An 11952-nucleotide genomic window follows, 5' to 3' on the forward strand; every position below is an offset into this window, starting at 1 on the left:
GCTGACGTTGCGGTAGATATTCACCAGTACAACGCCGGCCGGCGCCGCCCGAACGGGGGGCACTTCCGGAATCTCCTCCTCCGGCGCCTCGGCGGCGTCTTCCTCCGGAGCTTCCGCGGTGTCTTCCTCTGGGGCCTCGGCGGCGTCTTCCTCCGAGGCCTCCGGAATCTCCTCCTCCGGCGCCTCGGCGGCGTCTTCCTCCGGAGCTTCCGGCGTCTCGGCGACGTCTTCCGCCGGCGTCTCGATGGCGTCTTCTTCCAGCGCCGTCTGCACCTCAGCTGTTTCCGTCGCCTCCAAACCGGATGCCGTCAGCCACGACGGTGTCAGGAGAAGGCTGAAGAGCAACACAAACGCCATGACGCTCGGCATCCACCGCACACCGTTTCTCGTTTTCTTTTCTGCCATATTCGGGTGCACTCCTTCCAAAACCCATTTGTAAAACATGTGCTGCGGGAGGCAGGGCCGCGTGGATATACCCCTTCTCCCTTGTAATGTTACGTCATTATATCACCTGGTTTTCCCAATGTAAAGACTTTCCTACATATATTATTACACATTGTTACAAAAGAACACCCACCGTGCACGGTGGGTGTTCTTTTGTTCGCGAAAATCCCTCATCCGTAGCGGGCTTTCCCGGGATTCCGCCCGCTCGTCAAGCCGCAAATACGCCGTTTTTGACGACACGATGGACCAGGTTGGTTCCGTAACGATAAAAAAGGTAGGGGAGATCCGTGGCGTTCCAGAGGACGAGGTCCGCCTGTTTGCCGGGCTCCAGGGTGCCGATCTCTTCGCTCTGGCGGAGAGCCGCGGCGGCGTTCAGCGTCGTGGCGGTCAGCACCTCCTCAGGCGTCAGGCCGCCGCGCAGACAGGCGAGCTGCATCGCAAACTGTAAGTTGAGGTTGGGGCTGGAGCCGGGGTTGAAATCCGTGGCCACGGCCACGGCCACCCCCGCGGTCACCATCGCACGCGCCGGGGCGTAAGGCTTGTCGAGGTAAAAGGAGGTCGCCGGCAGCAGGCAGGCGATCACGCCGGCGCGCGCCAGCGCGCGGATGCCGTCGCCGGAGGCGCGGATCAGATGTTCCGCCGAGACACAGCCGGCCCGGGCGGCCAGCGCGGCCCCGCCGCCGTCCTCCAGTTCGTCCACATGGGCCTTGAGGCCCAGCCCGAGCGAGTCGGCGCGCGTCAAGATACGCGCCGACTCGTCTGCGGTGAAGGCGCCGACGTCGCAGAACACGTCGCAAAACGACGCGAGAGACGCGTCCGCGACCTGCGGCAGCACGACGTCGCAGACAAAGTCCACATAGTCCGTGCGCCGGCCGGCAAACTCTGACGGTACGGCGTGGGCGCCCAGAAAGGTCGGGACGAGCGACACCGGCTGGAGATCCCGCAGCCGCCGCACGGCTCGGAGCTGTTTCAGCTCCGTCTCAAGGTCCAGTCCATAGCCGCTCTTGCACTCACAGGTGGTGGTTCCGTGGCGCAGCATTTCGCCCAGCAGGGTGCGGGCTTTGTCCACGAGCGCGTCCTCCGCGGCCGCGCGGGTGTGCGTCACGGTGCTGAGGATTCCGCCGCCGCCGCGCAAGATGTCGAGATAGGAGGCGCCCGAGAGCCGGAGTGCCAGTTCCCGCTGACGCCACCCGCCAAAGACAAGGTGGGTGTGCGCGTCCACAAGGCCCGGCGTGACGAGCCGGCCGCCGCAGTCAAAGGCGCGCGCCGCCGCCGGCGCGCCGCCGGCCGGCCCCGCGTAGACGACGCGGCCGCCCGTGACGGCGATCGCCGCGTCTTGCAGCAGGCGGATCTCCCCCTGCGCCGCCCCCGCCCGGGCCGCCGCCCCCAGCGGCGTCGCCAGACACCCGATGTTGGTAAAACAAAACTCCGCCATCATCCACCCCCCATAACCGTGGACAGTGAACTGTTCACGGTCACGTCGCTGCCCAGACTGTTATCTGTTATCTGTCTCGTCGCGCGATGGATCAAGTCCTCGTCGGGGATCGCCGGCAGGGTGATCTGGGCCGCCGCGCCCTGCTTGGCGTTGTAAGCGGCGGCGGTCTCCAGCGAAGCCGGGTTGCGCGCCCAGGCGCGGCGCGCGACGCCGCCCATCACATCCCACATCACCGCCGAAGAGAGAATCCGATCGACGCGCGCACTGCCGTCCAGCACCATACCGAAGCCGCCGTTAATAGCCCGGCCGACACCCACGCCGCCGCCGTTGTGCAGCGCCACAAGGCTCATGCCGCGCGCGCAGTTGCCCGCGAAGCACTGCGTCGCCATGTCGGCCATCACGCTGGAACCGTCCCGAATATTGGAAGTTTCCCGAAAAGGAGAATCCGTGCCGCCCACATCGTGGTGGTCACGGCCCAGCATCACGGGGCCAATCTCGCCATTTCGGACCATTTCGTTGAATTTGAGCGCGATGGTCGTGCGCCCTTCGGCGTCTTGATAGAGGATACGCGCCTGCGTTCCGACGACCAGTCGGTTTTTCTCCGCATCGCGGATCCAGATGTAGTTGTCGCGGTCCTGCCCGCGCCGGTTTGGGTCGATGCAGTCCATCGCCGCCCGGTCCGTCCTGCGCAGGTCCTCCGGGTCTCCGCTGAGGCACACCCAGCGGAAGGGGCCGTAACCGTAATCAAAGAGCTCCGGGCCCATGATGTCCTCCACGTAGCTCGGCATCAGGAAACCGTCCTTTTCGTCGACGCCGTTGCGAGAGAGTTCTTTGACGCCCGCGTCATACATGGCCTTCAGCAGCGAGTTGCCGTAGTCAAAGAAATAGCTCCCGCGCGCGCGCAACGTTTTGGTGAGTGCGTACTGCCGGCGCAGCGAGGCGTCCACGAGGGCGCGAAACGCCGCCGGATTCTCGGTCAGCATCCGCGTGCGTTCCGCGAAGGTGACGCCCTGAGGGCAGTATCCGCCGGTGTAGGCGTTGTGGCAGGAGGTCTGGTCCGACAGCAGCGGGATACGTACGTCGTGGTCCACGGCGTACTGGAGCAGATCGACGATGTTGCCGTGGTAGGCGATGGACGTACTGACGCGCCGGGCGACATAGTCCTGCGCCCGCGCGAACACCTCGGCCAAGTCGTCCGACACCGCCGAGACCCAACCTTGCGACAGGCGGGTCTCAATGCGGGAGCGGTCCACCTCGGCGACGACGCCGACGCCGCGCGCGATCTCGATGGCCTTGGGCTGCGCGCCGCTCATGCCTCCGAGTCCGCTGGAGACGAACAGGACGCCCGAGAGGTCGGCGTCGGGGGTGAGCCCGAGCTGCCGCCGGCCGGCGTTCAGCAGCGTGTTGTAGGTGCCGTGGACGATCCCCTGCGGGCCGATGTACATCCAGCCGCCCGCGGTCATCTGCCCATAGTTGGCCACGCCCATCTCCTCCGCGATTTCCCAGTCGTCCGGGTTGTCGAACATCCCCACCATCAGGGCGTTTGTGAGGATTACACGGGGGGCGTCCGGCCTGGAGGGGAACAGGCCCAGCGGGTGCCCCGACAGCAGCACCAGCGTCTGGTCCTGCGTCAGCGCCTCAAGGTAGCGCATGGTAAGGCGGTACTGCATCCAGTTTTGAAAGACGCTGCCCGTCTCCCCGTAGGTGACGAGTTCGTAGGGGTAGAGCGCGGTCTCAAAATCCAGGTTGTTGTCGATCATGACCTGAAAGGCCTTCCCCTCGAGGCACCGGCCAGTGTATGTTTCGACCGGACGCCCCCAGATCCGGCCGGGCGGCCGGAAGCGGTAGCCGTAGATGCGCCCGTACGTCGTGAGCTCCGCCATGAATTCGTCCGCAAGCGCCTCGTGCAAGGACGCGGGGAGGTAGCGCAGCGCGTTTTTGAGCGCGGTCTCCGCCTGGGCCCGCGTCAGGCGAAAACCCCGACTGGGCGCGCGCCGGATACCGGGCAGAAACGCCGGGTAGGACGGGAGTGTGTCGTCCGGCCGGATCCGCATGGCGTTGTAAAGTTCTTGGTTGCGCATGGCGGTCATCCTCTCAGAAAAACTTAAAAAAAGACACCCCCAAGGGGCGCGCTGTCACATTGCCTGGCCGGCCCCGGCCCCGCGGGGGCGCCGGATTTCTTATTTGGTATCCAGTATAATGAAAAGAAACAAAGAAGTCAATAAATAATGAAAATGGATAATGAAATTGTAAGAGCGGCGTTTTGCCGCCCATTTTTGCTTCGTCCCTTGACGCGAGGGGGCGCAAGTGGTATGATACAAGCCGGTCGGCCGGTGGCGAGCCGGCGGAATTTTGATCGAAACGGAGTGAGCGCAGTGGCGAAAATTGTCGAATGCGTCCCCAATTTCAGCGAGGGGCGGGACCTTTCCGTCGTCGAGGCCCTGGTGCGGATCGCGGAGGGAGTCCCCGGCGCGGCGCTTCTGGATCACTCCTCCGACGCGAGCCACAACCGGAGCGTATTTACGATGGCGGGCAGCCCCGAGGGCGTCGCCGAAGCGGCGTTTCTGCTGTGTCGGGAGGCCGGCGCGCGCATTGATCTGACGAAACACACGGGCGAGCATCCGCGCATGGGCGCGACCGACGTCATCCCGTTTATCCCGATCCGCGAGACCGGCATGGAGGAGTGCGTCGCGCTGTCGAAGCGGGTGGCCGAGCGGATCTGGCACGAACTGCACATCCCCTGTTTTCTGTACGAGGAGTCCGCCGCCGCGCCGGAACGGAAGAACCTGGCCGCCGTACGCAAGGGACAGTTTGAAGGGATGCCCGAAAAGCTCCGGCGGCCGGAGTGGGCTCCGGACTACGGGACGCGGGCTGTCCATCCGACGGCGGGCGTCACGGCCGTCGGCGCCCGGGCGCCGCTCGTCGCGTTCAACGTCAACCTGGGCACGTCCGATCTGTCCGTCGCCGATGCGATCGCGAAGACCGTCCGGGGTTCGAGCGGGGGGTACCGATACTGCAAGGCCATCGGCGTGACGCTGGAGGGGCGGGGTATCGCGCAGGTCTCGATGAACATGGTGAACCACGAGGGCACGCCGCTCTACCGGGTGTTCGAGGCCGTCCGCGCCGAGGCGCGCCGCTGGGGCGTCCCGATCGTCGGCAGCGAAGTGATCGGCCTCACCCCGGCCAAGGCTTTGATCGACTGCGCGGCATATTATCTCCAGATCGAAAATTTCGACGATAAAAAGCAAGTGCTGGAAAATCATCTGCTTTGAGAAGAGGGGACCCATATGAAATTGAGTGACAGAACACTGGAAGATTTTGGAAATTTTCTCGCCTCCGACGCGCCGGCGCCGGGCGGCGGGGCGGCGGCGGCGCTGGTGGGTTCTCTCGGCGCGGCGCTTACCCACATGGTGGCCGCGCTGACGGTGGGGAAACCCCGCTACGCGGAGCACACCGCGCTCATGCGGGCGTTGCTGGCGGAGACGGAGACGCTTCGGGGCGCGCTGCTCGCGGCGGTGGACCGCGACGTCGAGGCGTTTCGCGGCATGAGCGTGGTGTTCGCGATGCCGAAGGGGACGGAGGCGGAGAGGGACGCGCGCCGGGCGGCGATGCAGCGCGCGCTGCGCAGCTGCACGCTGCCGCCCTATGAGATGATGGAATACGCCTTCGCGGCTCTCCGACTGGCGGAAAAGGCGCTGGGGCACAGCAACAGGAACGCGGTCAGCGACCTTGGGGTTTCCGCGCTGCTGCTGAAGGCCGCGTTGCAGGGCGCGTGGCTGAACGTTCTGACCAACATCGGCGCGGTGGACGACGCCGCGTTTGTCGAGCGCCACCGTGCCGGCGGCGAGGCGATTTTGGCGGAGGCCCTGCCGCTGGCCGACAGAATCTACGAGACCGTGTCGGCGGAGATCATCGGGGGATGAAGCGCCCCTGCGAGGCGAGATGAAAAGAACAGGGGTCCGGCGAAAGGCGGCGGCAAGTATCAGCGCTATGGGCGCTGCAGAAAATTCAAATGTAAAGGTTCCCTCTGTTGACTGTGAAACCGCCGTTATTACCGCGTTGGCGCTTGCCAATGTCGCGGCTTCCAATCCCAGACCGACAACTATGCCAAGCGGGATTCCGACAGCAGAAAGCATAATCCCTTCTTTCAGTACGATTTGCATGATATGCCGTCTTGTCGCGGCTGCGATTGCCCTTTATCTGTGTCCATGCAAGCCTTATGGTCAGTTTTATATTCCTTACTCCGCCCGTATTGTTTCTACGATGTTATCGCCCTTCACGCTCATCGCCGCAAAGCGCATCGTCGCCCACGTTATCGCAAAGACGGCAAGGATGCACTCTGCGACTGCAAGCCACGGAAGCCGGTACGGAATCGGAAACGCCGACCGAATAGGCAGATTGATCAGATAAGTCAGCGCGACTGCGGCAGGTAGTCCGATTGTCAGAGATTTGACGGTACACAGAACGCTTTCATAGTTCAGCATACGCTTTAATCCGTCGCGAGTCATACCTACGCTCCGCAGAACCGCGAACTCGCGGAAACGCATGCGCACGTTCGCGGAAATAGTACTTATTACGTTGGTAAGCCCGATTAAGGTCAGTAACGCGACAAAGCAGCACACAAAGACCATTGCCAAGCCAATGGCAATATTCATAACTTTCATATAGTCCCGGACTGTATACACGCGAGTGCTAAAGCCGAGTTCCATATAGCCGGATTCCGGGGCTTGTGGGAATATTTCTCCCATCACAGCATTGGCGTATTCTATAAATCCCTCGACATCCGCAGGCTTCGCGTACCAAGTGTAATCTCGCGTCTCGCCCTGCGGAATAATCAACCTGACGATCCGCCTGTTTGGGGGCAAAAGCTCGCGCGGTATGTTTTCTTGCGTCAATATGCCGTGCAGCGGGATTTCACTTACGGAACCGTCCTCTTTGATGAAGCGCAAATCTTCTTTTTCAAACAGGAACGGCTCAAGAGACGCCTCGCGACCGTTGTCATTGTAACCGTAATGATTGATCAGGATATTTGAGCCGACGGGAACGCCCGCCCGTTCGCAAAGCGCGGCGTAATGGTCCCCGTCCAAGGTCAAAATTTCCGTGGAAATTTCATATTCGTCCCGTTCTTCGGAATCGAAACATACTTCTATCATTTTCGGCGAGATCGCTTCCCTTGGAACGACAGCGGTATACGTGTTCATATCCGCGCCCACTCCCATTATGGACGTACTTTCGTATGTGCGCAGCCTTTCGGTTACGGTATTTGCGGTCAAGCTGTCAATGGGGGCGACGATAAGGGTTTCCGCGCGGCCTGTAGCTTCGTTGACAGAACCGTCCCGCAAAAGGGATGTATAGTCAACCACAACCGTAGCGTCAATATCGGGGAATATCATATTTTCTACCGATTGAGCCTGTTCATAAAGCGCACTGACCGCAATAAACAAAACGACACTGACGGTAAGGGACACTGTGCTTGCGCGGAAATTGCGTTTACTGCGCTTCATATTCTTCGCCGCGAGCGCGCCCTCAAATCCGAACAATCTTTGGGTCAGGGGACTTACGCGCAGTCGCTTTACCGCCATTTTGACTTCCCCCTTCCCGCGGATGCCGGCAATGGCGGGGATCTTTGCCGCCTTGCGGGCGGGAAGCCACGCGGAAAACAGCACGGCGGAGAATGAAATCAGAGAAGCGGCGGCTAAGGCCTGCCACGCGACTACAAAATCAATCACGAGTGTAAGTTCGTTGAGCATCATATGGATGAGGCTGTTCAGCTCGCCGAGGAAGTGATTGGCGGCAAGAACGCCTGAAAACGCCAGAATCAGTCCGATTACAATGCCGATCGGGATTCCCGCCGCCGAGAAGAATAGGCTTTCATACATAACGCAGGAAACAATTTGCCGCTTTGCGGCTCCTGCGCTTTTCAATATGCCAAACTGCGCGGTGCGCTCGCCCGCGCTTGCGCGGAACGCGTTTGTGATTACAACGACGGACATTACAAAGATTATTGCGATTATAATGCCGGCGGGCAGGATGAGCAACGCGCCGAGCGTACTGCTAGAGTCGCCGTACTCCTCGCCCGGCAAATCCGCAACCAATGCGTTGCCGCTTGCCGCAAAACAGCAAACCGCCGTGATCAAAGCCGTCGAGAGGGCAACACCCATCAGAGTCCACACAGTACGCGAACGATTTATTTTTATTTGGCTGTACGCCAGTTTGGCGGTTAAACGCACTTCGCTCACCCCCTGACCCGCTCGTCGCGCAGAATCCGGCCGTCGCCGACAGCTATAATGCGGTCGGCTTGCAGGGCGATACTCTCGTCGTGCGTTATGACGATGAGCGTTTGATTGTACCTTTTGTTGGACAGTTTCAACAGGTCAATGATCTCCCTGCCGGATTTGCTGTCAAGGTTGCCCGTCGGTTCGTCGGCGAGGATGAGCGCCGGGTCATTGATTAAGGCCCTGCCAATGGACACGCGCTGCTGCTGGCCGCCGGAGAGTTCATTGGGGAGGTGTTTGGCGCGGTCGGAAAGACCTATGGTTTCAAGAATGGTTCTGAGTTTGTCTTCGTCCGGTTTGCGGTTATCCAAGAGACGCGGGAGCATTATATTCTCCTCGGCGGTGAGCGTGGGAATCAAGTTGTAAAACTGATAAATAATGCCTATGTTGCGGCGGCGGAAGATGGCAAGCTCACTTTCGTTCAGCTTGAAGATTTCGTTGCCGTCCACCGTGACGCTGCCCGATGTGGGGCGGTCAACGCCGCCGATCAGGTGCATCAGCGTTGATTTGCCGGAGCCGCTTGCGCCGACCACGGCGATAAATTCGCCTTTTTCCGCGCTGAAGGAGATGCCGCCCAACGCCGTAACGGTCGTCTCGCCTTTTCCGTAGATCTTCAATAAGTCTTTGACTTGAAGGATGACCATAAAAATAACCCCCACAGTTTTCATTGAGGTTATCATAACAAGCCAAAGTGACTTTTCGGTGACTGTTTCGCCGAGAAAAGTGACGATTCAGTCACTTTCGCGCTTCAGTGGTAAAACTTCAGCATAAATGTCGCGCCGCCGCTTCCGCTGTCAACTTGTATATCGCCGTTCTGACCGCGCATAATGGCAAGCGCCAGCGGCAGTCCCACTCCATATCCTTTTTCGCTGCGCGAACCTTCAAACCTCTTGAACAGCCTTGCGGTTTCTGATGGGGAGATTCCCTTTCCGCTGTCGGTGACCGCTATCCAAGAGCATATCGGGTTTTCCCCCGATTTAACGGTTATTTCGCCGCCGGCAGGCGAATGCTCAGATGCGTTTTTTATGATGTTTGAAATGGCTTCCGCTGTCCAGTGCTTGTCACAAAAAACTTCTGCCTCGCCTATGGTCACGACTGTCTGATTCTTAACGTCAAGCAGGATTTGAAGCGGTTCAAGCGCAAGACCGATCAACTCGGAAGCATCTATCCGATCACCGGCGAACGTCACAGCGCCCGCATCAAGCTTCGCCAACTTCAAAAGCGCGGATACGAGCCATTCCATGCGGGTTAGTCCTGTCCTGATATTGGCGATAAACGCACCTTGCTTTTCAGACTGCGCGGTTTCAAGCAAATCTGCCATCAGGCACATTGATGTCAACGGGGTTTTCAATTGGTGGGAGATGTTCGCAAGTGTATCTTTCAGAGCGTCACGGTCATGCCGGAGTGCGTCAACCTGTTCATTTTTTAGATTGGCGAGTGTATGTATGTCATTTTTAAGTATGGAAAACACGCCTTCGCGGTTGTCCCGCAGGTCGATGTCCCGACCGTCCACGATGCGCCTGATGTCATCGGACAGCTTTATGATTTCGTTTTTCTTAATCCACACGATAACCAAGCCCCCGCACGGTTTCTATGTTTATGGCATTGCCAAGCTTCTCGCGCAGTCGCTTGATGTAGACGGTCAGCGTGTTATCCTCTACAAAGTTCCCTGCTGCGTCCCAAATATGTTCCAGTATCTGAGAGCGGGAAAGAGTCTGCCCTTTATTCCGGGCAAAAGTCAGAAGCAGACGGTATTCAAGGGCGGTCAGGACGAGCGCCGTTTCACCGATGTATGCTTTGCCCGCTGTTGTGTCGATGGACACGTCGCCGAGCGTGACTGTCGCATTATGCCGCTCGCCGGCCTGTGTGCCTAATGTGCGCTTTACCCTTGCGAGCAGTTCCCGCAAACGAAACGGCTTTGTGATATAGTCCTCCGCGCCGCATTCAAAGGCGCGGACAATGTTACCCTCGTCATCCACAACCGTCAGGAAGATAACCGCAGTGTCCTTGCCTATAAGCGCTTTACGCACATCAAAGCCCGTGCCGTCCGGCAGTTGCATATCAAGTATGGCGAGGTTGAAGGGTTCGCCGGTTATGGTTGTCCGCGATTCGTGGACGCAACTGTTGTGCGTGACGGTGTAGCCCTCTTGTTCAAGGGCGTAGACAAGCCCTGACGCTATCATTGCGTCGTCCTCGACAAGCAGAATTTTGTACGGCATTTTATTCTCGCCCTTCATCCGATTCACCTTTTTCGTCAATTGCGCCGATTCGCTTTTCTATATCCTCCGCAGACGGCAGAATGTCCGCATACTTTTCCGGAAGTTTGTCAAAGAGTTTGTACTCGCTGACACCGATAGGCTTCTCAATGTCGCGAAGGGAGTATTCGGCAATCATTCCGCGCTTATTCTTGCACAGCAACAGCCCTATTGTCGGATTGTCGCACTCGCCGCGCATCAAATCGTCAACAGCGGAAATGTAGAAATTTAACTTTCCGGCGTATTCAGGCTTGAAGTCGCCTCGTTTTAGCTCAATGACCACATAACACCGAAGTTTGACATTGTAAAATAAAAGGTCGATTTTGAATATTTCGTTCTCAACCTCAATCTGGTACTGATTACCCATAAACGCAAAGCCTGTGCCGAGTTCAAGGAGCAGCTTCGTAATGTTGCGAACAAGCTCCGCTTCGATTTCGAGTTCAATCATTCCCTCGCGATATGCAATGAAATCAAACACATAGGGATCTTTCATTGTTTGCGCCGCAAGGTTTCCCTGCGGCGGCAACAATCGTTGTTGGAAGTTGCTGGTTTTGTGAGCAATCACTTGGCGCTCATACAACCCGCGCTCTATCTGCTCTTTCAGGTCGTCCACCGACCAACCATCGCTGCCGTTGCGCTCGGCATACCAAATGAACTTATCGCGGTCTTTTACCTTGTCGATAAGTGCTACGCAATGTGACCACATCAATTTTGCAGACAGCGTCTGCAAAATTTCATAATCAGGAAACAGCTTGGCAAATTTCGCCATATATCTTAGATTGCGGGCGGAATAACCTTTCGCGTCGGGGAAGTCAAGCTTAATGTCGCGGGCTATGTTCTCAATAAACTTGTTACCCCAAGTGCTATGCTCGTTAATGACCACGCCGATGTTCCAGTACAACTCGAAAAGCTCGGCGTTCGCAGCAATGATAGCGCGATGTTGAGCCATACGAATCCGGGACTTGATGTCGGTTACGATTGTGAGATACTCGCTGTTGTTGATAAGCATACGTTCCTCCCAAAATTCAGTCGCACTGTCCGGCGGTCGATTCTATATCAACTATTTCCATTATATCGGCGATGTTGCACTCCATGGCAGTGCAGATTTTTATAAGTACGTCTGTTTCAACGTTTCTGCCTTTAGTCAGCTTCGCTACTACGGCGGTGCTAACCCCCGCAAGCCTACAAAGGTCTTTCTTGGTCAGGTGTTTGTCAAGCAGTAAATGCCACAGTTTCATGTAGCTCATTTGCTTCATCGCTCATCGCCCCACTTGCTTTTGTCTGGTGATTGTCTATGTGATAATGCAAGCATAGCATAATTCTGAGTATATGTAAATCAAAACTTTTCGAGCGCATATTATTGATTTTATAATGCTTCGGTAGAAGTGCAAATTGGCACCGAGATTAACCATAATGTGAAATATACTAGTGTACTGTATCGCTGATAAGCAAGTAAAATTATTTTATTAAAATATTGCATAAATAGCCGTTTTATGGTAAGATAAAAAGAAACGGCGGTGAAGGTAAATGGGGAGGCCAAAAA

11 protein-coding genes are annotated in these 11952 nt (G+C 57.8%); 2 read left to right on the plus strand and 9 right to left on the minus strand.

Annotated features, from left to right (window positions below; all coding sequences use genetic code 11):
* The 3 genes from LBK75_08505 to LBK75_08515 all read right to left on the minus strand — a co-directional run.
* Nucleotides 1-405 (minus strand): hypothetical protein (locus LBK75_08505; GenBank protein ID MDR1158322.1); only part of this gene is annotated, 405 nt, incomplete at its 3' end.
* Between the two features lie 247 nt (nt 406-652).
* Nucleotides 653-1879, minus strand: coding sequence for an imidazolonepropionase (gene hutI / locus LBK75_08510; protein ID MDR1158323.1), 1227 nt, complete (start codon nt 1877-1879; stop codon nt 653-655).
* Nucleotides 1879-3969 carry a urocanate hydratase gene (locus tag LBK75_08515; GenBank protein MDR1158324.1) on the minus strand — a complete coding sequence of 697 codons (2091 nt, stop codon included), beginning with the start codon at nt 3967-3969 and terminating at the stop codon, nt 1879-1881. Before LBK75_08515 ends, hutI begins: the two co-directional genes overlap by 1 nt.
* Before the next feature lie 285 nt (nt 3970-4254).
* Between LBK75_08515 and ftcD the strand changes: the two genes are divergently transcribed.
* Together ftcD and LBK75_08525 are read left to right on the plus strand one after the other, a co-directional pair.
* Entirely contained in the window at nt 4255-5151 is an 897-nt protein-coding gene (gene ftcD / locus LBK75_08520; GenBank protein MDR1158325.1) for a glutamate formimidoyltransferase, read from the plus strand.
* A 15-nt stretch (nt 5152-5166) separates the two neighbouring features.
* On the plus strand, nt 5167-5802 hold the full coding sequence (locus LBK75_08525) for a cyclodeaminase/cyclohydrolase family protein (protein MDR1158326.1): 636 nt from the start codon (nt 5167-5169) through the stop codon (nt 5800-5802).
* A 315-nt stretch (nt 5803-6117) separates the two neighbouring features.
* Here LBK75_08525 and LBK75_08530 read toward each other — a convergent pair whose 3' ends face one another.
* From LBK75_08530 to LBK75_08555, 6 genes are all read right to left on the minus strand, one after another.
* A complete protein-coding gene (locus tag LBK75_08530; GenBank protein ID MDR1158327.1) occupies nt 6118-8118 on the minus strand; it encodes an ABC transporter permease in 2001 nt (666 codons plus the stop codon).
* Nucleotides 8115-8798, minus strand: a complete 684-nt coding sequence (locus LBK75_08535; GenBank protein MDR1158328.1) for an ABC transporter ATP-binding protein — start codon at nt 8796-8798, stop codon at nt 8115-8117. The genes LBK75_08530 and LBK75_08535 overlap by 4 nt, the downstream gene beginning before the upstream one ends.
* Nucleotides 8799-8902: 104 nt before the next feature.
* Nucleotides 8903-9721 (minus strand): HAMP domain-containing histidine kinase, encoded by an 819-nt coding sequence (locus tag LBK75_08540; GenBank protein ID MDR1158329.1) that lies wholly within the window; start codon nt 9719-9721, stop codon nt 8903-8905.
* Nucleotides 9711-10373, minus strand: coding sequence for a response regulator transcription factor (locus LBK75_08545; GenBank protein ID MDR1158330.1), 663 nt, complete (start codon nt 10371-10373; stop codon nt 9711-9713). Before LBK75_08545 ends, LBK75_08540 begins: the two co-directional genes overlap by 11 nt.
* Before the next feature lies 1 nt (nt 10374).
* Nucleotides 10375-11418, minus strand: coding sequence for a PDDEXK nuclease domain-containing protein (locus LBK75_08550; GenBank protein MDR1158331.1), 1044 nt, complete (start codon nt 11416-11418; stop codon nt 10375-10377).
* A gap of 16 nt (nt 11419-11434) precedes the next feature.
* On the minus strand, nt 11435-11665 hold the full coding sequence (locus LBK75_08555; protein MDR1158332.1) for a helix-turn-helix transcriptional regulator: 231 nt from the start codon (nt 11663-11665) through the stop codon (nt 11435-11437).
* Nucleotides 11666-11952 lie beyond the last annotated feature (287 nt).

It is taken from the genome of Oscillospiraceae bacterium, assembly GCA_031265355.1.
GTDB lineage: Bacteria > Bacillota > Clostridia > Oscillospirales > UBA929 > JAIRTA01.

Coding starts and splice junctions, on each gene's coding strand:
- LBK75_08545 (MDR1158330.1), bottom strand. CDS start 10,373: ATGCCGTACAAAATTCTGCTTGTCGAGGACGACGCAATGATAGCGTCA.
- hutI (MDR1158323.1), bottom strand. CDS start 1,879: ATGGCGGAGTTTTGTTTTACCAACATCGGGTGTCTGGCGACGCCGCTG.
- LBK75_08535 (MDR1158328.1), bottom strand. CDS start 8,798: ATGGTCATCCTTCAAGTCAAAGACTTATTGAAGATCTACGGAAAAGGC.
- LBK75_08525 (MDR1158326.1), top strand. CDS start 5,167: ATGAAATTGAGTGACAGAACACTGGAAGATTTTGGAAATTTTCTCGCC.
- LBK75_08515 (MDR1158324.1), bottom strand. CDS start 3,969: ATGACCGCCATGCGCAACCAAGAACTTTACAACGCCATGCGGATCCGG.
- LBK75_08555 (MDR1158332.1), bottom strand. CDS start 11,665: ATGAAGCAAATGAGCTACATGAAACTGTGGCATTTACTGCTTGACAAA.
- LBK75_08550 (MDR1158331.1), bottom strand. CDS start 11,418: ATGCTTATCAACAACAGCGAGTATCTCACAATCGTAACCGACATCAAG.